Origin of the sequence: Geminicoccus sp. (genome assembly GCF_036263595.1) — a bacterium.
Classification (GTDB): Bacteria; Pseudomonadota; Alphaproteobacteria; order Geminicoccales; family Geminicoccaceae; genus Geminicoccus.
The window spans coordinates 1-23,362 of sequence record NZ_DATAGQ010000175.1 but is presented as its reverse complement, the minus strand read 5'-3'; the positions used below and the strand labels follow the sequence as shown (position 1 = coordinate 23,362).

Below are 23,362 nucleotides of genomic sequence, written 5' to 3'. Positions count from 1 at the left end.
GCCTCGTCCTGAGCACGCTCGTCGCGATCGTCTGCATGGTGATCGCCACCATGGTCGGGCGCGCGATCACCCGCATGCGCCGACCTGGGCCCGTCCTGCTCTTGACGTTGCTGCCCTTGTTCGTCCCCGGCCTGACCATGGGCGCGGCCCTGTTCATCTTCCTGCGCACCATCCTGGCACTGAAGCTGGGGGTGTGGTCGATCTTCCTGGCGCAGTTGGTCTGGGCGCTGCCCTTCGCCCTCCTGCTCGTGCTGGTCATTGCCAGCCGGTTCGACCTGCGCCTCCTGGAGGCGGCCGAGGACCTGGGCGCTCCACCGTGGCGGCGCTTCTGGGACATCGAAATGCCATTGCTGCGGCCGGGCATCTTCGGGGCGGGCGTGTTCGGCTTCCTCCTGTCGTTCAACGAGCTGCTGCGCTCCCTGTTCGTGCGCGGCGTCGACACGACCATGCCGATCTACAACTGGGCCATGGCCGCGTCCCAGCAGTCGCAGGTGCCGATCATCTTCTCCCTGGCGACGATCGTGCTGGTCGTCACGCTGCCCGTCATGGGCGTGTTCTTCTGGTTCCTGTTCGTGAAGCTCGATACGCGATGAGCAACAACATGCCGCGCGACCGCTAGGGCGACGGGTCGACATCGCCGCTGAACCTGGAGGCAAGGCCAATCTCGGCCGGCCCGCACAACCAATGAGAACCACAAAATGCTTGATGAAGAGGTCCTGGACGGTCGCGCCAACTACACGCTGGAGGACATGGACCGGCACAGCCTGTTCCACCCCCTGACCTCCATCGCGACCCACATGGACAAGGGACCGCACATCATGGACCGCGGCCAAGGCGCCCGGTTGCGTGATCACAGCGGCCGCGAGTTCGTCGACTGCTCGGGCGGCCTGTGGTGCGTGAACATCGGCTATGGCCGGCCGGAGATCGCCGAGGTGGCCAAGCAGGCGATCCTGGACCTCAACTACTTCCACATCTTTGGCTCGTCGTCGAACGAGGCGACCATCCGCCTGGCCGACAAGGTGCTGAGCCTGTTCCACGAGCGTGCCAATGCGAGGCACCTCAAGCGCGTCTTCTTCGGCTGCTCCGGTTCCGATGCCAACGACACCAACTACAAGTTGGTGCGTTACTACGCCAACCTGCGTGGCACGCCGGAGAAGAAGAAGATCATCTCCCGTCAGGGCGGCTACCACGGGCTGACCGCCGCTGCTGCAAGGCTGACGGGCATCCCGTCCTACCACAAGGCCTGGGACCTGCCGACGGCGGATGTCATCCACACCAGCTGCCCGCACTTCTATCGATTCGCCGAGGCCGGCGAGGACGAGGAGACCTTCTGCAACCGCATGATCGCCGAGATCGAGGCGATCATCGAGCGCGAGGGGCCCGACACGGTCGGCGCCTTCATCGCCGAGCCGATCATGGGCACAGGCGGTGTCCTCCTGCCGCCCAAGGGCTATTTCGACCGGCTGCAGGCCGTCCTCGACCGCCACGACATCCTGCTGATCGCGGACGAGGTGATCACCGGCTTCGGTCGGACCGGCCACTGGTTCGCCACCGGGCTCTATGGCCTGAAGCCGGACCTCGTCACCTTGGCCAAGGGCATTACCAGCGCCTACTTCCCGGTCTCGGCTTCGGTGGTATCCGAGCGGATCTGGAACGTGCTCGAGAAGGCCTCTCCGGAATACGGCCCGGTGATGCACGGTTTCACCTATTCGGGCCATCCGGTGGGCGCCGCGATCGGCTTGGCCAACATCGCGATCCTCGAGAACGAAGACATGGTCGGCCATGCCGGCAAGGTGGGTGCGCACCTGCTGGCCGGCCTCCGGCAACGCCTGGCCGACCATCCTTTCGTGGGCGACGTACGTGGCGAAGGCCTGATGATCGGGGTGGAGTTCATGGCCGACCGGGCCAAGAGGCGACCGTTCGCACCTTCGAGCAACGTCCACCGCTTGGTCGCCGGCAGGGCGGTCGAGCACAATCTCATGGTGCGCGCGCTGCCGTTCATCGAAGTGATCTCGTTCTCGCCGCCGCTCTGCATCACGGAAGCGGAATGCGATCAGGCCATCGAGCGCTTCGGCGCGGCCTTGGACAGCATGACGCCGGAACTGGCTAGGCTGGCCATCGCCTGATCGCGCGGCGCGACGTCATGTTGCTCTCGGCCGGGACACGGGGATATCTGGCTCCTGCCCGCTGCCTGGCCGAGATGCAGCTTCTTTCAACCAGTTCGAGATCTTTTCGATGACGTCGGGACCCGACCTGTCTAGCACCGAGGCCTCGGCATACGCGCCTGAGTTTCAGATCGAAGGAAGTGACGACGGGACGCTCGGGCAGCAGGTCTACCAGGATCTGGAACGGCGCATCCTCAGCGGGCAGCTGTTGCCGGACGCGAAGCTCAGTCTCCGCAAGCTGGCGGTGTCGTTGAACACCAGCATGCAGCCCGTGCGCGAGGCGGTCGGCCGATTGGTCGCGGCGTCGGCACTGGAGATCGCGCCAGGACGGTCGTTCAGGGTGCCGCCGCTGGATCGAGCGCTGGTCGACGAGATCTGGTCGATGCGCCTGCTGCTCGAAGGCGAAGCCGCCGCTCGATTTGCAGCGCGTCAGGTGCCCGATGAAGCTCGCGAGTTGTTCGAATACACGCGTACCCTTCGCACCTACCGCTTCGGGATCGACCTGGCGCCGACCATGCAGACCATGATGGAATGGAACGGTCGCCTCGCCCGCGGCTCGGCTTCTGCCATCCTGATCGACATGATCTTTCGCCTGCACCTGCGCTACGCGCCATTCCTGGCGTGCGCGTTAAGCGAGGACATGCCCTATGACGAAGGGTTCCTGCAGTTCACCCTGCACATGCAGGACGAACTGGTGCTAGCGATCGAGGCCGGCGACATCGCAGCGGCCCGCCACCTTCGCTGCGCCGATCTTCGATCGTTTCAGCGCTACCTCTACAGTCGGGTGGGCTGGTAAGACCATGCGCCGGAGCAGGCGCCGGAACAGGGGGAGCGAATGGCCGACAGCGCGATGACCTTGGAGGAGATACGAACGGGCTATGGCGACGTATCGGGCCTTGCCCGCGACAAGGTCCAGCCTAGGCTCGACAAGCACGCGCGCGCCTTCATCGCGCGGTCACCCCTTCTGGTCCTGGGCACGGCCGATGCCGAGGGCCGGCAGGACGTCAGTCCGCGCGGTGATCCACCGGGCTTCGTGAAAGTCCTCGATGACCGGACGCTCTTGCTGCCGGACCGGCCGGGCAACCGCCGGATCGATTCGATCAGCAACATCGCGAAGCATCCGAACGTCAGCCTGCTGTTCATGGTGCCGGGTTTCGACGACACGCTGCGCGTGAACGGCGTTGCCAGTTTCACCCGTGATCCCGAGCTGATGCAGGCGCTGGCGGTCGACGGCAAGCCGGCGGTGGGGGGCCTCCTGGTCAAGGTGGACGAGGTCTTCATGCACTGTGCGAAGGCGTTCATCCGTTCCCGGCTATGGGACCCGGAATCAAGGCAGAACCGCAAGGAGTTCCCCAGCCTCGGGCGGATCATCGCGGATCAGATCGCCGGCGTGGACGCCGACGATGCCGACCAGAAGATCGACCAGAACTACCGGACCGAGCTGTACTGAGGGCACAACCAGCCAGCCGAACGACGGCTGGCATCCCAGGTTATGTGGGCGGCTTCCATCCCACTATGATGTCGAAGTAATTCTTCTATGCTCGGGGCGTCGATGACACCTCAGGCAAAGAAACATGTTCGTGCGCCTTTTGTGGGCGGCCGTGATCGCCTGCGTGTGCACCGTGTCGGCCGCAGCAGATCCCGTCCGGGTCGCCCGGATCGTGGACGGTGACACCCTGCGAGTTCACGCGAAAGGACGGCTGGAAACGATCCGGATCTTCGGCATCGATGCGCCGGAGCGAGGCCAGCCTGGCGGGGACCTTGCCCGCTCCGCACTCGTGCGGCTGGTGGGCACGTCCATGGTGGAGGTCGATCGGGTGGACCAGGACCGCTATGGCCGCACGGTCGCCCGCATCCAGGTGGACGGCCGCGACGTCGGGGTAGCCATGGTCCGCGAGGGGCATGCTTGGCAATTCACACGCTACGATCAAGGGCCTGTCCTCAGGACCGCTCAGGATGCAGCCCGCCGCGACCGGATCGGTCTCTGGAGCAGCGCCGGTGCCGAGGCACCCTGGCAATGGCGTTCCGGACGGAAGGCCAGCATCCGAGCTGGCAGAGGAGATGGCTGTCGGCCAGTACCCAGCTGTGCCGAGATGACCTCTTGCGAAGAAGCCCTGGCCATCCTGGCACGCTGTGGCTCCATCCGCCTCGATGGCGATCGCGACGGTGTCCCGTGCGAAGCGATCTGCGTGCCCAGCGGGTGAAGCAAGCTTCTAGGCCTGTTATCCGCTCAGGCTTGTTCCAAATGCATTGAAGGTATTATGCGTGCCCATCCAGCAAAAACTGGCGGTGCAGGCAGTCTGCTGTGAACTCTTCTCCATCCCCAAAGGGTCGTTCTCTGATCTGCGGGAAGAAACAGGGAATTTGGCCGCCATTTGAGCTACCTCTGTCGGATCAGGTCGGCCACCGGCAGGCCCAGATCCGCCTGCTTCAGCACTGCCACGATCTGCTCCACCGAAAACCGCTTCCGCTTCATGGCTCGTTCTCCTCCTTGGGGAAAATCCGCCAAAAGCTAACGTTCGACATGGACCAACCTCGGCCGGGGCACCTCACACCAGACCCTGGCTGGTGCCAGCAGCATGTCCCTGCCGCTATTGCTAGTACCACGAACGTGGATGGCGCCGGCCGGCTGCCTGATCCGGCTACTCTTCGCTCATCCTGTAGGGCTTTGCATTCAGCTCGCCGACGACCTGCCGGATGGCGATGATGGTATGGATCATGGAGCGGACTAAAGTTCGCCGCCTATTGCGCTGCCTTCGTTCAGATCGCTCACTCATGATCTGGCTTTGCGACCCGGCGACAAGACCTAGTGCTGGAGCAACTGCTATGCCGATGGTACGTCCGCCAACACCCGCTACGGTTCGCCCACACCCGGAACAGGAAGAGGGAATGGATGTGGGAAGCGAAAGGGCCCACTCCACTAAGCTCCTCCAAGCATTATACTTTTTAGTCAATCTGGCGGAGGGAGAGGGATTCGAACCCTCGGTACCATCGCTGGTACAACGGTTTTCGAGACCGCCCCGATCGACCACTCCGGCATCCCTCCGCGGCGGAGGTGATGTAGCGTCGTGACGGCCAGCCTGCAAGGATGAGGTTCGGAGTGCAGGGAGACACGATGCAGAAGGCCAAGCGGCGTGGTCGCTGGACGCCAGTGGCCGGGGAGATGCCGGCGGCAGCGGCGGCGTTGATCAAGCGCGTGCTGTTTCGCGACGACGCGATGCTGGTGCTGGACAAGCCCGCTGGCCTGCCGGTCCATGCCGGACCCAAGGGAGGGGCGACGCTGGATGCGCTTCTGCCCTGGCTGGCCTTCGGCAAGGGCCGGCCGCCGGGGCTTGCCCATCGGCTCGACCGGGACACGTCGGGTTGCCTGGTGCTCGGCCGGACCAAGCCGGCGCTGGCGAGGCTGGGCGAGCTGTTCGCCAAGGGTGCGGTCGGCAAGACCTACATGGCCCTGGTGCAGGATGCACCAGGCCTTGCGGACGGCCGGATCGACCTGCCGCTCATCAAGCGCAGCGCCGCGCGTGGCTGGTGGATGGAGCCCAGCGAGCAAGGGCAGGCCGCTGTCACCGATATCCGCGTGATCGCGCGGGGCGAGAAGGTGGCGCTGGTCGAGGCCAGGCCGCGCACCGGCCGGACCCATCAGATCCGCGTGCATCTGAAGGCGCTGGGGGCGCCGCTTCTGGGCGACGCGATCTATGGAAGCGACCGGTCCGCCAGCCGCCTGATGCTCCATGCCAGGTCGATCGAGATACCCTGGCTGCCGGGTGCCGTCGTACGTGCCGAGGCGCCGTTTCCTGCCGACTTCAGGGCTGCCCTGCTACGTCACGGGCTTGGTACCGCTGTCAGCTGAAAACTGATCTGCACATCGTCACCGACCATGGGGAGGAAAGCGGTCATGCCCCAGTCGCTGCGCGCGAGCCGCGCATGGCCTGAGAAGCGCAACGCGCCGTCATCCGTGGTTTTCTCAAGCAACTCGGTGTCGATCGCGAGCGGCTTGGTCACCCCGATCATCTGCAGTTCGCCCAGCACTGTCGCGTGGTCGCCGCGGTCGGGATAGACGGCGGTCGTGGTGAAATGGATTTCCGGGAATTCGCCGACATTGAGGAACGAGCTGCCGCGGATCGCTTCGTCGCGGGCGGCAAAACCCGTGTCGATGGAGGCAGCGTCGAGAACCAGCGTGACGCGGGCCTGGTCGGGATGGGCAGGATCCAGCTGGAGGCTGCCGGTGCGGACCTTCATGGTGCCGATGGCACCGGCAAAGCCGGTCGCGTCGACGGAGAACTCGACGCGGGTCCGTGCCGGATCGACCGCATAGGACCGATCGGCCGCCATGGCCGACGCCGCCTCAAGACAGATCAAGGCGAGCGTCAGCGTACGAAAGGGAGCATGCGCTGGAGCACCGAGTCCTTTCCGATCAGGGTGTGCTGGATCGCCCCGAGCACGTGGATCACCAGGACCGTGGCCAATCCCATGGCCAGATAATAATGCGCTCCACGGAAGAATGCGTAGGTCTGTTCGGACGGGCCGATCGGATGAGGTACCGGAACGGTGTCGAACAAGACGGTCGGGATGGCGAGCGGCGAGGCTGCGCTCATCAGGAAGCCGGTCACGGGCAATGTGATGAGGAAGCCATAAAGCAGCAGGTGGGCCAGTTGCGCCGCCGTCCGCTGGATCGGGTGCATGCTCGGCGGCAGCGGCGGTGCCGGGTCGACGGATCGCCAGAGGAGGCGGAGCATGCCCAGGCCGAACACGACGAAGCCGAACGACTTGTGAAGCTGGTAAAGCTCGTATTGCGCCAACAGGTCCTGGGTCGGCTGCACCATCACGTAGCCCAGGATCCACAAGGGAATGACCATCGCCGCCATGCCCCAGTGGAACGCCTTCGAGACCGCTCCGAAGCGTTCGGGTCCATTGCGGAGCGCCATGCCGCTCTCCCTGCTCGCCGGCTAGCCGGCCTTCGCGTCGATCACGAACGCCACGTTCACATCCAGTCCCACCAGGCTACCGGTGGCGAACTGGCCGGTCCCGACGCCGAAGTCGGTACGGGTAACCGGAACCGTGCCTTCGGCGTAGGCGCGGTCGCCGTCAACCTTGATTGTAGCCTCATGGACGATCTGCCTGGTGACACCCTTCAGCGCCAGCTCGGCCGCGACCTTGTAGCGATCGCCGCCGAGTGGCTCGAAGGTGGTCGCCCGGTACACCGCCTCGGCCGCGCCGCCGGCATCCAGAAAGTCCGCGCCTTGCGCCTGGGCGTCGCGTTGGGCGTCGCCCGAGGTGAACGAGGTCAGGTCCACCTTCACCTCGACCAGCGCATCGGCGAGGAAAGCCGGGTCGAACCGGACGTTTGTCGCGAACCGCTCGAAGGACGCGGTGACCGGTGTCTGGCCCTGCTGGAACGTCAGGGTCAGCTTGCTGGAGGCCGGGTCTACAACCCAGTCCTTGGCCTGGGCGGGGGAGCCCATCAGGGCTGAGACCAGCAGCAGGACGGCGAAGGCTCGAAGGAACATGGCTCGCCTCGCTAGATGCGTTCGGATCAACGGGACCTTCAGCTGGCCGGGCTGGTCTCGGTGTCGATCCGCACCGTCAGCTCGTCGCCGACCGCCGGCACAAAGGCGGATACGCCGAAGTCGGACCGGTTGATCACGGTGGTGGCCGTGAAGCCAGCGGTTTCCGCCTTGGTCATCGGGCTGGGCTCGAGCTTGTTCAGCTTGACATCGAGTTCGACCGGCTTGGTCACGCCTTTGATCGTCAGGTCACCGGTGACCTTGGCCGCGTCGGCACCAACCGGTGTCACCTTGCTGCTCTTGAACGTAATGGTCGGGAACTTGGCGACATCCAGGAAATCCGCACTCTTGAGGTGCTCATCGCGCAGGCCCCAGAGCGTGTCGAGGCTTGCTGATTCGATCGTGAACTCGACCGACGAGTTCTCCGGCGCCTTCGTGTCGAGCGTCAGCTTGCCGTCGAACGCGCGAAAGAAGCCGTGAACCGTCGAGTAGCCGAGATGGTCGACGGTGAAGGTGATCGCAGTGTGACTTTCGTCGATGGTCCAGGGATCGGCAGCATGGGCAGCGGTGCTAAGGGTGAGTGCCAGGGCGGCGGAAGTGAGCAGGCGCTTCATCGTGGGTCCTTCCGTGAACTGGTTGCGATCACAAGTCTCGGCCTTGAACCCTTTGCTCGGCCGCTGGCACGGAAGCCGAGACGGGGCCGCAGCCGGCAGATCTGACACGTGTTACGACGGTTCATGGCCAGCGGATGTACCATCCGGATCATGGATGACGCGGCGCAGCATGATCGAACACCGCTTCTCACAATAGCCGGCCGTGGTTCGACGGATTGTTTCTTCTCAGGAAACGAATGGCGTGGCATCGATGGGTCGATGGACCAGCTGACCGGTATGCGTGTTTTTGCGGCGATCGTGGACAAAGGCGGATTCGCGCCTGCTGCCGATGCGCTCGGCATGTCCAAGACGATGGTCAGCAAGCATCTGGCTGCTATCGAGGACCGGCTGGGTGTGCGCCTCCTGAACCGCACGACGCGCAAAATCGGCCTGACGGAGATCGGTGCCGAGTATCTGCGTCGCTGCCAGGACATCCTTCAGTTGATCGGCGAAGCTGACGGCCGACTGCTGGAGAGTGCCGGCCACCCGCGCGGGCTGTTGCGCGTCAATGCGCCGGTGAACTTCAGCGAGCTGCATCTCGCACCTTGTATCGGCGAGTATCGGCGGCAGTATCCGGACGTGCAGCTGGATCTGGTCGTCAACGACCGGGTGATCGACCTGATCGAGGAAGGGTTCGACCTGGCCGTGCGGGTCGGCCGCCTGAAGGACAGCTCCTTGATCGCCCGGCGCCTGGCACCTGCCCGCCTGGTGCTGGCCGCGTCCCCAGCCTATCTTGAGAAGCGGGGCGTACCGGAACGGCCTGAGGATCTCGTCCATCACGACTGCCTTCTCTACGCCTACTCGTCGGAGCGGGACGAGTGGCTGTTCGACGGCGACGGGGGGCCTCGCCGGGTGCGCGTGAAGGGGCCGTTCAGCAGCAACAATGGCGGCATCCTCATGCGGGCTGCGATTGACGGGCAAGGGATCGTGGTGCTTCCCACCTTCATCGCCGGCGAGGCCCTGAAGGACGGCCGGTTGGTGGAGGTCCTGCAGCACGACAAGCCGCAGGATCGGGCGATCTACGCCGTGTTTCCCGCCAACCGCCATCTGTCGCCCAAGGTCCGCAGCTTCGTCGACTTCCTGGTGGCACGATTCGGCGGCCGACCCTATTGGGAGCCTTGAGCATGAGCCGCATGGCGCCTGCAGGATTTGCCGGGCGACCCTATTCTTTGTACAGTGCTGTGGAATATCGTGGCCTGTCGGCGTGCAATCTGCGACCAAGTTGCCATGCGCGCAGCGTCTGAAACGACGGACCGGCGGATGGTGGTCATCGCCTGCCACGATTGCGGGAAGCTTCATCATCTTCCCGTCGCTGACGGTCGGCATGATTTCCGCTGCGTCCGCTGCGATGGCGACCTCGGGGTGTTTGGTGGCAGCCTGGACCCGCCGATCGCATTCCTGCTCGCTGCCGCGATCTGCTTTGTCGTCGCCAACAGCCTGCCCTTCATCACGCTGGAGATCGGCGGTCTCGAGCAGTCCTGCACCCTGCTGTCCGCCAGCGTCGCCTTGTGGAGCGAGGGAATGGAGCCCCTGGGCGCGCTCGTGCTCCTGGTGGCGACGGTGGCGCCGGCCATCAAGATCTGCGGCCTGCTCTACGTGTTGGTCCCGCTACGCCATGGCCGACGCTGGCCGATGGCTACGGCCGTGTACCGGCTCGTGGGTGGCATCAAGCCATGGGCGATGATGGAGGTGTACCTGCTGGGCATCATCGTGGCGTACGTGAAGCTGATCGATCTGGCAGAAGTGCACCTCAGCGCCGCCACCTTCGCCTTCGTCGCGACCGTCCTGTTCGAGATCGCCGCAGAGGCCAAGACGGAGCCCATGACGGTTTGGAACAGGTTCATGCGACAGGCTGGCCCCGACGTCCTGCGCGAGGGCGCCGGCACCTCGATCCTGTCGTGTCACGCCTGCCGCCAGGTGCTACCGGCGGAAGCTGCGCCACACGTCCATTGCCCGCGCTGCGGATCGTCCGTTCATCCCGACGATCCGCGGTCCCGCCAGACGGCGTTGGCCCTGCTCACCGCGGCCGTCGTTCTCTATGTGCCAGCCAATGTCCTGCCGGTGATGACGGTCATCTATTTCGGCGCCGGCATGCCCGACACCATCATGAGCGGTGTCGTCGAGCTCTGGCACTCCGGCATGTATCCGGTCGCGGCACTCGTGTTCGTCGCGAGCATCCTCGTCCCTGTCCTGAAGATTCTGGCGCTGGGCTGGCTGATCTTCGCGAGGGATCGGGACCTGTCGGTCGCGCGCAGGAAAACGCGGGTCTACCGGATTGTCGAATTGGTCGGACGCTGGTCAATGGTGGACATCTTCATGATCGGGATCCTCACGGCGCTGGTCAGCCTCGGCAACCTCGCAACCATCCTGCCGGGGCCAGGAGCCCTGGCGTTCGCCTCGGTCGTGGTGCTGACGATATTCGCTTCCTCGGCCTTCAATCCGCGCCTGGTCTGGCAGCAGCGATGAGCGAGCGTTCGGAGGCAGCGGCGGCAGTACCGCGGGCTCGCAAGACATTCGGCATCGTGTGGCTCGTGCCGGTGGTGGCGCTGGCACTGGCCGCCTGGGTAGCCTGGACGACCTGGAGCAGCCGCGGCCCGTCGATCGTCGTCACGTTCCAAACAGCCTCCGGCCTGACGGCCGGGCAGACGAAGCTCCGCTACCGGGACGTCGACATCGGTCAGGTCGAATGGGTCAGGATCGGGGACCACCTCAAGACGGTACGAGTCGGGATTCTGGTCAATGCCGATGCTGCCCATCTGATCAACGACCAGAGCCGATTCTGGGTAGTCCGCCCGAGGTTCGGCGCCGGCCAGGTCTCGGGTCTCGAGACGCTCGTCTCCGGGGCTTATATCGAAGTCGATCCAGGCGCAGGCGCGTCCACTGCGACCGAGTTCACCGGGCTGGAGAACCCACCTCGCGTCCGCTCCGATACCCCAGGCCGCTCCTTCACCTTGCGGGCGCCGAACCTGGGCAGCCTTTCAGTCGGTACGCCCGTCCTGTTCCGCGGCATCACCGTCGGGGAACTCACGGATTTCGAGCCACCGACGGGTTCGGGTGACCTGATCGTCCATTTGTTCATCCGCCAGCCCTATGGCGACCTCGTGAGGAAGAGCAGCCGCTTCTGGCGCAGCCGGGCTGTCGACTTCGATGTAAGCGCAGAAGGCGTGCGCTTCTCGATCGGCAATATCGAGACCTTGCTGCTGGGAGGCGTCATGTTCGACTCGCCCGAGGGCGAGATGGCGGCCGAAGGGGAAGCGTTCAACCTGTTCGACGACATCGACGAACTGTCGGAGGCGATGATCACCGAGCGGATCCCGGTGATCTCCTATTTCGATGGGTCGGTACGTGGGCTCAGCCCTGGCGCGCCGGTCGAGTTCCGCGGCATGCGGATCGGCACCGTGAAGGAGATCAGCCTGGAGTTCGACGTTGCCGCGCAGAGCGTGCGGATCCCGGTCGTCTACGAGATCGAGCCGCAGCGCATCCGCATCGTCAACGGCACGCCCACGGGTGACGGCAATCAGGTGTCGCGCCTCGTCGAGCAAGGCATGCGGGCCAGGCTCGCGACCGGCAACCTGCTGACCGGGCAGATGCTCATCTCGCTGGAGATCCTGCCCGATGCCCCGCCCGAGAAGATCGGGAACGATGATGGCAAACTCATCATGCCGACCGCGCCCAGCAGCCTCGACACCCTGGAGCGTTCCTTGACCGGCATCTTGGACAAGGTTGCCAGCCTGCCAATCGCCGACCTCGTCGAGGAGTTGCGCAAGACAGCCGAAGGGATCGCCAAGGTCGCCGGCTCCGGGCAGCTGGAGCAGTCGATGGGCAACCTGAACAAGGCGCTAGATGGTGTGGCTCGCCTCACCGCCACCTTGGAAGGGGCCTCGGGACCGCTGGTGTCGGAACTCGAGCGGACCACGCGAGCGCTGGGCGACGCGGCCCGTTCGGCCGACGGGATCCTCGGCCCGCGGTCGAGCACCCAGCAGGACCTGAACAGGCTGATGCGTGAGCTCACGGCGACCGCCCGCTCGGTGCGCGATCTCGCCGACTACCTGGAACGGCATCCCGAAGCGCTGCTGCGCGGCAAGACTGGAGGACGCAATTGAGGTCCATCACGTCCAGGATGACAGGAGCGGTATTGCTGGCCCTGGTGGCGACGGGATGTGCCGGCACCGCGCCGACGCGTTTCTATCAGATGGTGCCGGTGGTGGATCCGGACGTCGTCGCCAAATCGCCGACCCGGCTGCTCGCCCTGTCCCAGGTCCAGTTCCCCGAATATCTCGACCGGCCCGAGATCGTGACGCGGGCCACGGATACGCGCCTCACCGTCGCCGACTTCGACCAGTGGTCCGAGCCACTGCCGGGCATGTTCTCCGACGTGCTCGCCGAGAACCTCCGCCGGACGCTGGGTGGCGAGCATATGGTCGTGATACCCAGCGACCGTGGCTTCAGCCCCACCATGGAACTGGACGTCAACGTGCTTCGTTTCGATGTGGATGCGGCTGGGCGCATCGTCCTGGACGCGCGCTGGCGCCTGTTCGACGGGGACGGCCGGCTGCTCGCGACCGAGCGGAGCGAACTGGTGGAACAGGCCACGCCTGGCGATTATCCAAGCATCGTGGACGGCATGAGCGAGGCCGTGGGCGCGCTGGCGGCCCAGGTGGTGACGACCCTGCCGGCGGCGGTGAAGAAGGCCGGCTCGGCCAACGAGCGGAAGCGCGAAACTTGATCCTGGTGACGGGTGGAGCCGGGTTCATCGGCTCGGTTCTTCTGGCGGCCCTGGACGATCGGGGCCTGCTCGACCTCGTCTGCTGCGACCGGCTGGGCAGCGGCGACAAGTGGCAGAACATCGTCAAGCGTCGCCTGGCCGACGTGATCGTGCCGGAGGACATGTTCGCCTGGCTCGATCGGCATGCCGGCAAGGTCGACACGGTCTTCCACCTGGGTGCCATCTCGTCCACGGACGAGCGCGATGCCGACCTGATCGTGCGGGAGAACGTGCGCACCACGCTGGACCTGGTCGACTGGTGCACGCGGCACAAGGCGCGGCTGATCTATGCCAGCTCGGCGGCCACCTATGGCAATGGCGAGGCCGGCTTCGACGATGCGATCGGCCGGCTCGGGCTGCTGCGGCCGCGCAATGCCTATGGCTGGTCGAAGCATGTCGTGGATCGGCGCATCGTCGAACTGGCGGGGCGGCGCACGCCGATGCCACGGCAGTGGGCAGGGTTGAAGTTCTTCAACGTGTACGGGCCCAACGAGTGGCACAAGGGCGGCCAGCAGTCGGTGGTCCCGCAACTGCTCGCACAGATCCAGGCGACGGGCAGCTGCCGCCTGTTCAAGAGCCATCGTGAGGGCATCGCGGACGGCCAGCAGCAGCGTGACTTCATCTGGGTCGACGACGTGGTCGCGGTGATGATCTGGCTCTACGACAATCCCGAGATGTCCGGCCTGTTCAATGTCGGCAGTGGCCGGGCACGTTCCTTTCTCGACCTCGCCCATGCCGTGTTCGCGGCGTTGGGGGCACCACCCAAGGTCGAGTTCATCGACATGCCGGAGCGGCTGCGCGGGCACTATCAGTACTTCACCGAGGCCAAACTCGACCGGCTGCGCGCAGCCGGATGTCCCTTCCAGCCGACGCCGCTGGAAGAGGGTGTCCGACGCTATGTGCAGGACAGCCTGCTGCAGGCGGATCCCTACCGATGACGAGCGCTCCCACCATCACTGGCGAAGACCTCCTCCAGCGCATCGGGACTGCCCAGGTCATCGTGATCGGTGACCTGATGCTGGACCGCGCCGTGTTCGGAAGCGTGGCCCGGATCTCGCCTGAAGCCCCCATCCCGGTCCTGGAGATGGTCCGCGAGGAAACGCGGATCGGCGGAGCCGGCAACGTGGTCGCGAACCTCCACGCGCTGGGCGCGCAGGCGGCGGCGGCCGGCATGGTCGGAGACGACGCGGAAGGCGAGGAGATCGCCCGGCTCGTGGCCGAGCTGGCGCCATCGGGTGCCATCCTCTGGCGGCAGGAAGGGCGGCCCAGCACGGTCAAGACCCGCTACTGGGGCGCCGGACAGCAACTGCTGCGGGTCGACCGGGAGCATCGCTCGACCCTGAGCGAGCCGGGCGTCGCATCGATCCTGGACTGGCTCGACGAGAAGATGGCGACGACGCGGGCCATCGTTTTGTCCGACTATGCCAAGGGCGCCCTGCCGCCGGCGCTGGTCGAACCGGTGATCGCGCGGGCCCGTGCCGCGGGGCGGCCAGTGCTGGTGGACCCCAAGGGGCGCGACTATGGCCGCTACCGCGGGGCCACGCTCCTGACCCCGAACCGGCGCGAGCTCGGCGAGGTGACCGGGGTGCCGGTGAGCGATGACGGGGCGGTGGAGCAGGCGGCGCAGGCCCTGCGGATTTCGGCCGGCGTGGATGCGGTGCTGGCGACGCTCGGATCGGACGGCATGCTGCTGGTCGATGCCACGGGCATGACACGCATTGCCGGCGTGCGGCGGGAAGTATTCGACGTGGTAGGCGCCGGCGACACGGTCATCGCCACGCTCGCGGCGTCGATGGCGGCAGGTGCCTCGCTTGCCGAGGCTGCCAGGCTCGCGAACCTGGCTGGGTCGATTGCCGTCACCCGCATCGGCACCACGCCGGTCAGCCGGGCGGACCTGGCCCAGGCGCTCTCCCCGGCTTCGGCCAAGGTGGCCGACCTTGAGCGGGCGGTGGCCGTGGTGAGCGAGGAGCGGCGCAAGGGGTGGCGGATCGGCTTCACCAATGGCTGCTTCGACCTGCTCCATGCGGGCCATGTCGACTACCTGCATGCCGCGAAGGCACGCTGCGACTTCCTCATAGTAGGCCTGAACGACGATGCCTCGGTGGCGCGCCTGAAAGGCCCCGGGCGGCCGACGAACCGCCTGGAGGACCGGGCGCGGGTGCTGGCGGCGCTGGCCGATGTCGACTTGGTGGTTCCGTTCGCCGAGGACACTCCCCTGGAGGTCATCAGGGCACTCCGGCCGGACCTTCTGGTGAAAGGTTCCGACTACCGGCCCGACGAGGTCGTGGGGGCGAAGGAGGTCGCATCCTGGGGCGGCGAACTCTATCTGGCCGAGCTGACGCCGGGCCTGAGCACGACAGCTCTTCTGGAGCGCGACCGCGGCAGCTAGGGGCAACGCTCGGGTTCGTTCGTGCGATTCGTGCATGGCGCGCAGCTGGATCCTCGCGGGTGGGATGGCCCAACAGGCATCATAGCACATGAGCGGCATCTTTGGACCTGACAGGTGGCGCCCTGCCCAAAGGGTGGCGTGGATCGAGGTTCGGGACGACCAGCAGGCTGTCCGGCTCACAAGCCCGGCAGCCGGTCGCCTAGAGGATGCAGGTGCGCAGGGTGAAGAAGGCTGCGCCGGGAGCCGGGGCCATGGCTCTTGTTCCAGCCAGGACCGAGCGCGTCGAAAGCTTCGGGCACCTGCTCAGGGAGCATGACGGACGGGCCCATTCACGAGGCCATCCAGTTGGGCCGGACCAATTCCGCACATTGGCGGATTCTTCCGCACGCAGCCGGCCAGACCGGCGGAACTGGCCGGGGTATGGCTCGGGTTCGTTCGTGCAAATCTTGTGCATGTCGGCAGGCCCGGTTTCGCCGACGGCGAACCAGCCCGAAAGAATAACACATCCCGGCCGACACGTCTGTTCGGTTGTTCCGGAAATCGCTAGCGTCGATCCATATCAGGAGGGCATCGGCATGAAGAAGATGGGTGTACTGGCGATGGGCGTCGGACTGGCGCTCGGGGTCGTCGTGGAGCAAGCGGCGGCGCAGGACGTGCCCGACATGGTCGGGACCTGGAAAGGCATGCTGCAGGCCGTCATCATCGGGGCGAACCCCTACCGTGTTCCGGAGCGGCCCGGCCCCTACTTCGCGGACAAGGAGATCGAGTTCACCTACCGGATCGACGAGCAGCAGGGGAACCGGTTCATCGGCCAGATCAGCGTGGGCGACATCCGCGAAACCCTGATCGGCGCCGTCAGCATGGACAACCACACCGGTATCTTCATCGACGATGACGGCCGCTACGAGTTCACCCTGGCGGACCCGCAGACGATGAACGTCTGCTATGCCCACAGCTTCCCCACGACCAAGGCGGTGACCTGCTTCCAGCTCAAGCGGGCCGCACCGTAGGAGATCGCCGGGCCGGCAGCCACATGGCTGGCCGGCAGCGCATGAAGCTCGTAGGGCTGTTCCGCTCGCGCTGCCGAACCAACCAGGAAGCCTGCCATGCACGCCCACTTCGTCCTGGCGCATCCCGAGCCGCAGTCCTTCAACGAGCACATGGTTCGCGCCGGTTCGGCTGCGCTGGGGGCCTGCGGCTGGACCAGCTCGGTCTCCGACCTCTACGCCAAGGGCTTCGACCCCTGCGAGCGGCCGGCGCACTATGCCCGGGAGGATGAAGCGGCCAGGTTCGACGTGCAGGCCGAGCAGCGCCTAGCCAGCGACGCGGGCACGCTGCCGCCGGCGGTCATGGAAGAGCTGGCGCTGCTTGACCGGGCCGACCTGCTGGTCCTGCAATACCCGATGTGGTGGCACCTGCCGCCGGCCATGCTGAAAGGCTGGTTCGACCGGGTGCTCGCGTTCGGCGAGGTCTATGCGAGCCGGCGGCGCTTCGAGCATGGCCGTTTTGCCGGCAAGCGGGCCATGGTCTCGGTGACCGTCGGGACGAGTGCCGAGACCTATGCGCATGATGGGCGCAGCGGGGACATCGACCTGCTGCTTTGGCCGGTGCATTTCACGCTGGCCTATGTCGGCTACGAGGTGCTCCGGCCGTTCGTCGCCTACGGCGTGGAGGCGGGGCTTCGCTACTCCGACCCATCCGCAGTCGAGGCGCGGTTGCGGGCGGTGGTGGACGACTTCCGGACGGCACTGCTGGGGCCGACCAGCGCGCGCCCATCCCCTTCAACCGCATGGCGGAGTGGGGGGAGGACGGGCGCATCGTGCCGGGTGCCCCGGTTCACTCGCCGTTCATCCGGCGCCGGCGCGACCTCGAGCTGGACTAGGCGCGCCGGGCCGCCACGCCGCAGGCGGCAAGGAACCCGCCCATCCATGACGCTTTCTCCGGCGTCTTGATGACGTCGCGGGGTGCATGGTGGCAGTGGAATATGGCGAGGCGGCGCGGCTGGCCAACCAGGCCTACGAGAACCAGCCAGTCTCCGGCGGCGCGGTGGCGTGGCGGCCGGTCGAGGCGGCGGAACTGGGGCTGGAGGCCGATGGGCCAGCCTATGACCTGGAGAGTGGGGTCTACCGGGCCCGGGGCGCCCTATTCGCGCAGGAAGGGGCGGTTGCCCATGTGTACCGCGGCACGCTGGAGGGGCAGGACACGCTCGCCATCGCGTTTCGCGGCGCTGATCCCGGCAGCCTCAGCGACGCCGTCGACTTCCTCACGGCGATGCAATCGCATTACGACCGCTTCGACCCGCTGGTCGGCGCGCTGAAGGGCTACATTCCCGCATCGGGCGTCGATCGCGTCCTGGTCACCGGGCACAGCCTGGGCGGGGCCATGACGCAGCTCTTCCTGGCGGAGGACTGGGTCGAGGGGGACCCCCGCTGCGGGGGCGTGACCTTCGGCTCGCCCGGCGCCACGGAGGGCCAGGACGATCCGCGGCTGATCCACTTCGTCCACACGCAGGACCCGGTCGGTATCGGCATCGCCGAAGCCGGGAGCCTGGTGCTGGACCTGGCGGGCGAGGTCGTGCGGATGCCGATCGAGCCCGAGGAGGGGCGCGCACCACCGGGCCAGCCGTTCGGCAGCGACGAGATGTCGATCCTCGATCCCACCGAGCATGCCATGGCCGGCTATGTGCTGCGGATCGAGGACCTGCTCGCGGTGGACCCGGCCATCCTGCCGCCAGAGCTTCGCAGCGAGACGCATGTGCCGGGGCGGGTCACTTCCGTCGTGGCCGGGGACGAGGCCGCCAACTTCCTGGCGGGCGATGCCGCGGGCGACGAGGCGGAGGAGATCAACGACACCATCTTCGGGCAGGCCGGCAACGACCGGATCGAGGGGCGGGTCGGGGACGACGTGCTCTATGGCGGGGCCGGGACTGATACGCTGGACGGCGGGGCGGGCAAGGATACCGTGCGCTACCTGGGCGAGGACGGGCGGGTCCGGCTGACCCTGAACGGGGAGGATGGGCAGGCCATCACCGACACGGGCACCGACCAGCTTCTGGGGATCGAGCGGGCGCAGGGTACATTGCTGCCGGACATGCTGAACGCCTGGAACAGCCGGACGCCGGTCGCCTTCACCGGGCTTGGCGGGAACGACGCGCTCACGGGCGGGATGGCGAACGACTCGCTGCGAGGGAACGCCGGGGGCGACACGCTGAATGGCGCGGCGGGCAACGACTTCCTGGACGGCGGGGACGGGGACGACCTGCTGCTGGCCGGGCTCGGGAACGACCTGCTGGTGGGAGGCGCTGGCCTCGACCAGGTGATCGTGGGCGGGGGGTCCGGCCAGTACGCGGTGGAGCAGGCCGGGGCCGACTGGCTGCTCCGGGACCTGTTCGCCGGCGATGGCGTGACGGGGACGGATACGATGCGCGGGGTCGAGACGCTGGTGTTCTCGGACCGCAACCTGCCGGTCGCCTGACCGGCCAGCCCGTGCGATGAATAACGGGTTGACGAAGCTGGGTGTGCGGGTCGGGTACAGCGTCTAAGGGTGGCCTGCAGTCCAGCCAGATCACGGGGAGGCACGACATGGACATCGAGACGCTGCATCACATCAGCTTGCGGGTGACGGACCTGGAGCGCTCGATGCGGTTCTATGCCGAGGTGCTGGGGCTGACGCCCATCGAGCGGCCGCCGTTCAAGTTCCCGGGCGCCTGGTTCAGCCTGGGGAACCGGGAGCTCCATTTGATCGGCGATGTCTCCCACCAGTCGAACCGGCCCCGCTCGATCGACACCGGCGACACGCATTTCGCGATCCGGGTCAGGAGCTTTGCGCGAGCGATGGAGGAACTGCGGGGGCTGGGGTACCGGGAGGAGGCGGACGGGGACGACCCGCGCTGCATGGTGGTGCGGCCGAACTCGATCGTGGGGTATCCGCAGGCGTATATCCTGGATCCGGATAGGTATCTGATTGAGATCAATGCGGAGAGGCTGGATGCCTGAGGCGCCTTGGCGTCAGGAAGATTACCTATAAGGCATACCCTGAGAATGTGCTCAGCGGCTGACGCATGACAGCACGCTGCCCATGGCGACATGGATGAAGGCCCTGGGAAACGTCAAGCTGCCTCGCCGTTGCGCAACAGGCGGCACCAGCGGCCATGGAGCCAAAGGTCAGCTCGACGACCCACCTGCCAGGCGCGGCCATGGATCGGTAGCATCCGCCAGCCACCGCCGCTGCGTGCCATGCAGTGGATCTCGTTCGGCTTGGCTCGCGGCCGGATCTAGTCGGGTCCTGGACGACCAGCCCATACTCCGACCAGCGCGCTCATCGCGACCATGACCAGGGCGGCATTCACCGTGATCAGGATCGGTGGGTAGATCCGCTTGGTATCGCCCTCGGGTGGCAAGGAACCGGGATGCAGCACCTGGCGCCAGACGCCCGCGACGAAGCTGAAGGCGCTGAGCAGGACCAGCACCGTGCCACCCAAGAGAATCACCCATTCCGGGACGAACCCTTCCAACAGCTTACGGGCTCCGACGCCGCTAGCCAGGGCTGCAAGTCCGGTCCGGACCCAGGCCGCATAGGTACGCTCGGCCGCGAAGACCGTCCGATCCGCCGCCAGTGTGGTGCGACGATCCGGCCCCTCCTGTCCTTGCGGGTGTTGGCCGTCCATGGATGCTTCCTTCAGTGCTGTTCGGGCGCCGATGGCTCTGCACCCCCAACGTCTGATGTCACACGCGGACGACGTGGCGGAACCGGCGGTGGTGAACAACGTCACCTAATTCTGAGCGCCCATGATGATGGCACACGAACCTGGATAGCACGATGCCCCGCATTTCCCTGATCACGCTCCTGCATGAGCATGCCGAGTTCGCCCGCGGCCTGTGCAAGCTGGTCAAATCCGGCGCCCACGACGAAGCCGAATATGTCACGGCGATCATGCAGACGGACATGGCCGAGTTCGGCTGCACTCCACCGGGAAGCACATGGCCACGCTCTGGCGACGTGCCGCCTGCTGGTTGGACAGTCTACGACGCCGCTGTTCGCTGGGGACAGGGCGGGTGCCAGACGTGACTTGGCTGTCCTGGCGGCTCGAGCCAGGCGCGGATGGCTCATGGAGCTGTTGACCAGGCAGGATGATCGAGATGCCATCGAACGCCTGGCCGGTGCGATGCAGGAAGGAGCACCTATGGGCCTGCAGCCAAAGCAGCTGTGGAACGGCCCGCCACCAGTAATGGGCTGCCCAGTCCCGCTGCCGACAAGGGCCGCATTGTCATGGTCGTGCCACCGTGCCTGCGGCCTCACCGTGGCTCATGGCATCGATCAAGACCAAGCGAAGACCTGGATGCACGGTGGTCGGTTGCCGCATGCTGACCTCCCACAGGCATGTTCATCCCCTAATGGCCGGCCGCCGGCCAAGCAGTAGCGCGACACCTGCCGGCTCAGTTGGGCGCGGCGGCCTTCGAGCTGACAGGATCGAGCCTCAACCATTGCAGACCGATCCCCAGCTGGCGCGCGTCCAACGACATGTCAAGTTCCATGGGCGACGCCGCGCCCGGGATGCGCAGGACGATCGACAAGGGTTGCTGCAGCCTTGCCACGTCCAGCGGGATGGTCGCCATGCGCTCGCCCAGACGGTCCGACATGGTGAACGCCCACGTCGCGACCGGCTGTCCGTTGGCGATGACCTCGACCTCCTGGCGAGGCTGCTCGTCATGGATGAAGCCCCAGGCCTTGACCCGCAGCTGCAGGTCACTGTCCGCGATCGGCTCCACGGGCAGGACCAGCTCCGCTTCCGCCATGTCCGAGAACGTGCCGCCGCCTTCCGCGATGGACCAGCCGTCCGTCAGGTAGGGCCGGCCGCTATTGTCCTCTGACGTGAAGCCGAGAAGGCGACCGAGGGGGTAAGGCGGAACCTTGGCGGGCAGGCTCAGCCCGACACCGAGTTCATCGGACCGGGCAAAACAGGTTTCGCCGCAAGCCGAACTCGCGATCATCTCGTAGTTCCGCCCACTCGCCGACGGCGTACAGATGCGTTCAGGCGTGAACAGGACGGCCAGATGAGGAGCTTTGACACAGGCGGGCACGCCAAGGTGTCCGAGGTCCAGCAGAAGGCCGGCGACCATCGGCCAGTGGTCGTGGGTATCAAAGTTGATCCGCACACCCTCGTGCGCAGAATCGCCCAGATGAGCCAGGGTGCCGCTCGACAGGACGCGGATGCCCGCAATGTGCTGACCGGGGCTGGTGAAGGCACCCATGGACACCAGCAGGACGGCCAGGGCAGCGACAACGAGCCCGACCGGCCGGGGCGCCCATTGCACTGCAACCTTCAACCCGGCGGCTGCCGTGACGGCCACGACGGCAAGCGGCACACCGAGGTAGAACTGCGCGATGAACGGGACCAGCGGGCCTGGCGCGCGCCATGCGTAGAAGGCCAACAGCAGCGTCATCAGCGCCGCGATGGCAGCCACATGGGCGACGGCCTGCCGGGCTTCATGATCCCACCAGGCGAGCGCGACACCCACGGCCGCCGGAATCCACAGAACGGGCACCACGGAGTGGATGAACGAAACCGGCCACCAGAACTGGGCGACAAAGGCCGCCACGTCCCCAAGGGAGGCTCCCTTGCTCGGCGTGATCGTCCCGGCGGCCATCAGGATCCTGGCAAGATTGCCGGGGGGGTGGATCACCATGTCCAGGATGAGGGGAGCCACGAACAGGGCGATGATCACCCCTGACAGGACGAGGGGCCGGGCAGGAAGTCCAGCCGGGTCCGGAGCGGATCTGGCACGTCGGAAAAGATAGGCGAGCACCAGCACGAACGGCAGGCCGACAAAGGGCAGCAAGGGTACATAGCCATGGACGAGGGCACCGCCACAGAAGGCGGCAGCCGGAAGCATCCAGAGCCGTCCCTGCGCCGTTGCCGCCAGCAGCAGGACGAAGGCGAGAAATGGCGCGACCAACTCGTATGGCATCCAGGGATGCGCCAGCACACCGACACCATTGTCCTGAATCAGCAGAACGAAGGCAGGCGTGGTCGCGGCAACCGCAGATGCTCGCCAGTCCGGTCCGGCGAGCGCAGCCACGGCAACGGCCGCAAGTCCGGTAAACAGGGCATCGGCGGCGATGATACCCAGCAGCTGAGCGCTGTAGGGGCTCGGCAGGACATGGCCGAAGAGAACGTCCGCGAGATGACGGAGATAGAGAAAGAATGGCCCCGGGTGGTTGAAGCCGAAGCGCGAATAATGACCGGTCAGCAGCCAGTCATGCTGAGCCCGCTCGATCAGCAGCATATCCGCGGCGACGTCACCATAGGGTGCGATGTCCGATACCACGTACGGCCAGTTGTACCACAGGAGGATCGAGTACATGCAAGAGAAAGCGATCAGGAATATGGAAGAAGAACGGGAGAACATGCTGCATTTCATCAGGTAAGCTCGCTTGGCGTGGCAACGCACATCATATTCTGCCGTCTACGGTGAAACGGACATCGGCGCGGTAGTCGACATCTTCTCAGACAAGGCCAGCCGTCATTCTGTCGGCCTGCCGCTCATGAAGCATGACCATCTATGACCCGCCTCGGGTTGAGGGGGACGGCTCACGGTCGGCTCGATCAGGCGCTCCCAGCACCCGGTACACGCTGGCCCTTCCGATGCCGAGCCGCCTGGCGATGGCGGAGGCACCGAGCTTCTCCTCGTGGCGCAGCCGCCGGACCTCGCTCACGTCGATGCTGGGCTTCCTGCCCTTGTAGACGCCACGTGCCTTGGCCGCCTTGATCCCCTCCAGCTGCCGTTCTCTGCGCAGGTTGGTCTCGAACTCCGCGAACACTCCCAGCATGTCCAAGAATGCCTTGCCCGCGGCCGTGCCGGTGTCCACCGGCTGCTCGGTCGCCT

The 23,362-nt window shown here is 66.1% G+C and carries 24 protein-coding genes and 1 tRNA gene; 17 read left to right on the top strand and 8 right to left on the bottom strand.

Annotation, left to right across the window (positions count from 1 at the left end; all coding sequences use genetic code 11):
* The 5 genes from VHL31_RS19125 to VHL31_RS19105 form a co-directional block, all read left to right on the top strand.
* Positions 1–593: ABC transporter permease (locus VHL31_RS19125; RefSeq protein ID WP_329662841.1), on the top strand; the 593-nt coding region annotated here is incomplete at its 5' end.
* 105 nt (positions 594–698) lie between these two features.
* Positions 699–2,126, top strand: a complete 1,428-nt coding sequence (locus VHL31_RS19120) for an aminotransferase (RefSeq protein ID WP_329662840.1) — start codon at positions 699–701, stop codon at positions 2,124–2,126.
* Between the two features lie 109 nt (positions 2,127–2,235).
* A complete protein-coding gene (locus VHL31_RS19115) occupies positions 2,236–2,961 on the top strand; it encodes a GntR family transcriptional regulator (protein WP_329662839.1) in 726 nt (241 codons plus the stop codon).
* 39 nt (positions 2,962–3,000) lie between these two features.
* On the top strand, positions 3,001–3,615 hold the full coding sequence (locus VHL31_RS19110; protein ID WP_329662838.1) for a pyridoxamine 5'-phosphate oxidase family protein: 615 nt from the start codon (positions 3,001–3,003) through the stop codon (positions 3,613–3,615).
* 124 nt (positions 3,616–3,739) lie between these two features.
* Entirely contained in the window at positions 3,740–4,369 is a 630-nt protein-coding gene (locus VHL31_RS19105; protein ID WP_329662837.1) for a thermonuclease family protein, read from the top strand.
* A 752-nt stretch (positions 4,370–5,121) separates the two neighbouring features.
* Here VHL31_RS19105 and VHL31_RS19100 read toward each other — a convergent pair.
* A tRNA-Ser gene (locus VHL31_RS19100) sits at positions 5,122–5,211 on the bottom strand.
* A 69-nt stretch (positions 5,212–5,280) separates the two neighbouring features.
* Here VHL31_RS19100 and VHL31_RS19095 point away from each other — a divergent pair.
* Positions 5,281–6,015 carry an RNA pseudouridine synthase gene (locus tag VHL31_RS19095; RefSeq protein ID WP_329662836.1) on the top strand — a complete coding sequence of 245 codons (735 nt, stop codon included), beginning with the start codon at positions 5,281–5,283 and terminating at the stop codon, positions 6,013–6,015.
* On the opposite strand, the gene VHL31_RS19090 is transcribed toward VHL31_RS19095, so the two are convergent.
* From VHL31_RS19090 to VHL31_RS19075, 4 genes are read right to left on the bottom strand one after another with little or no spacing between them, the layout of a single operon-like run.
* A complete protein-coding gene (locus VHL31_RS19090) occupies positions 5,988–6,497 on the bottom strand; it encodes a YceI family protein (RefSeq protein ID WP_329662835.1) in 510 nt (169 codons plus the stop codon). The genes VHL31_RS19095 and VHL31_RS19090 overlap by 28 nt on opposite strands.
* Before the next feature lie 35 nt (positions 6,498–6,532).
* A complete protein-coding gene (locus VHL31_RS19085; protein WP_329662834.1) occupies positions 6,533–7,090 on the bottom strand; it encodes a cytochrome b in 558 nt (185 codons plus the stop codon).
* A gap of 21 nt (positions 7,091–7,111) precedes the next feature.
* Entirely contained in the window at positions 7,112–7,672 is a 561-nt protein-coding gene (locus VHL31_RS19080; protein ID WP_329662833.1) for a YceI family protein, read from the bottom strand.
* Positions 7,673–7,710: 38 nt separating this feature from the next.
* Positions 7,711–8,283 (bottom strand): YceI family protein, encoded by a 573-nt coding sequence (locus VHL31_RS19075; protein WP_329662832.1) that lies wholly within the window; start codon positions 8,281–8,283, stop codon positions 7,711–7,713.
* Positions 8,284–8,541: 258 nt separating this feature from the next.
* Here VHL31_RS19075 and VHL31_RS19070 point away from each other — a divergent pair, with 258 nt between their 5' ends.
* The 10 genes from VHL31_RS19070 (at position 8,542) to VHL31_RS19025 (ending at position 19,471) form a co-directional block, all read left to right on the top strand.
* The gene (locus VHL31_RS19070) at positions 8,542–9,444 is read left to right on the top strand and encodes a LysR family transcriptional regulator (RefSeq protein WP_329662831.1); all 903 of its coding nucleotides are present in this window, start codon (positions 8,542–8,544) and stop codon (positions 9,442–9,444) included.
* Positions 9,445–9,549: 105 nt separating this feature from the next.
* Positions 9,550–10,788, top strand: a complete 1,239-nt coding sequence (locus VHL31_RS19065) for a paraquat-inducible protein A (protein ID WP_329662830.1) — start codon at positions 9,550–9,552, stop codon at positions 10,786–10,788.
* Positions 10,785–12,425 carry an intermembrane transport protein PqiB gene (locus VHL31_RS19060; RefSeq protein ID WP_329662829.1) on the top strand — a complete coding sequence of 547 codons (1,641 nt, stop codon included), beginning with the start codon at positions 10,785–10,787 and terminating at the stop codon, positions 12,423–12,425. The genes VHL31_RS19065 and VHL31_RS19060 overlap by 4 nt, the downstream gene beginning before the upstream one ends.
* Positions 12,422–13,048 (top strand): PqiC family protein, encoded by a 627-nt coding sequence (locus VHL31_RS19055; protein WP_329662828.1) that lies wholly within the window; start codon positions 12,422–12,424, stop codon positions 13,046–13,048. The genes VHL31_RS19060 and VHL31_RS19055 overlap by 4 nt, the downstream gene beginning before the upstream one ends.
* Complete coding sequence (rfaD, locus tag VHL31_RS19050; RefSeq protein WP_349262489.1) at positions 13,045–14,025, top strand: ADP-glyceromanno-heptose 6-epimerase; 981 nt, start codon at positions 13,045–13,047, stop codon at positions 14,023–14,025. Before VHL31_RS19055 ends, rfaD begins: the two co-directional genes overlap by 4 nt.
* Positions 14,022–15,476 carry a D-glycero-beta-D-manno-heptose-7-phosphate kinase gene (rfaE1, locus tag VHL31_RS19045; RefSeq protein WP_329662827.1) on the top strand — a complete coding sequence of 485 codons (1,455 nt, stop codon included), beginning with the start codon at positions 14,022–14,024 and terminating at the stop codon, positions 15,474–15,476. Before rfaD ends, rfaE1 begins: the two co-directional genes overlap by 4 nt.
* Before the next feature lie 575 nt (positions 15,477–16,051).
* A complete protein-coding gene (locus VHL31_RS19040; RefSeq protein WP_329662826.1) occupies positions 16,052–16,486 on the top strand; it encodes a hypothetical protein in 435 nt (144 codons plus the stop codon).
* 96 nt (positions 16,487–16,582) lie between these two features.
* The gene (locus tag VHL31_RS19035; protein ID WP_329662825.1) at positions 16,583–17,428 is read left to right on the top strand and encodes an NAD(P)H-dependent oxidoreductase; all 846 of its coding nucleotides are present in this window, start codon (positions 16,583–16,585) and stop codon (positions 17,426–17,428) included.
* A 16-nt stretch (positions 17,429–17,444) separates the two neighbouring features.
* A complete protein-coding gene (locus VHL31_RS19030) occupies positions 17,445–18,950 on the top strand; it encodes a hypothetical protein (RefSeq protein WP_329662824.1) in 1,506 nt (501 codons plus the stop codon).
* 107 nt (positions 18,951–19,057) lie between these two features.
* Entirely contained in the window at positions 19,058–19,471 is a 414-nt protein-coding gene (locus tag VHL31_RS19025) for a VOC family protein (RefSeq protein ID WP_329662823.1), read from the top strand.
* A 278-nt stretch (positions 19,472–19,749) separates the two neighbouring features.
* Here the strand turns inward: VHL31_RS19025 and VHL31_RS19020 are convergent, their stop codons facing one another.
* Positions 19,750–20,142, bottom strand: a complete 393-nt coding sequence (locus VHL31_RS19020) for a DUF202 domain-containing protein (protein WP_329662822.1) — start codon at positions 20,140–20,142, stop codon at positions 19,750–19,752.
* A gap of 152 nt (positions 20,143–20,294) precedes the next feature.
* On the opposite strand from VHL31_RS19020, the gene VHL31_RS19015 reads away from it, so the two are divergent.
* A complete protein-coding gene (locus VHL31_RS19015; protein WP_329662821.1) occupies positions 20,295–20,543 on the top strand; it encodes a hypothetical protein in 249 nt (82 codons plus the stop codon).
* A gap of 368 nt (positions 20,544–20,911) precedes the next feature.
* On the opposite strand, the gene VHL31_RS19010 is transcribed toward VHL31_RS19015, so the two are convergent.
* Complete coding sequence (locus tag VHL31_RS19010) at positions 20,912–22,840, bottom strand: hypothetical protein (protein ID WP_329662820.1); 1,929 nt, start codon at positions 22,838–22,840, stop codon at positions 20,912–20,914.
* A gap of 196 nt (positions 22,841–23,036) precedes the next feature.
* Positions 23,037–23,362: recombinase family protein (locus VHL31_RS19005; RefSeq protein ID WP_329662819.1), on the bottom strand; the 326-nt coding region annotated here is incomplete at its 5' end.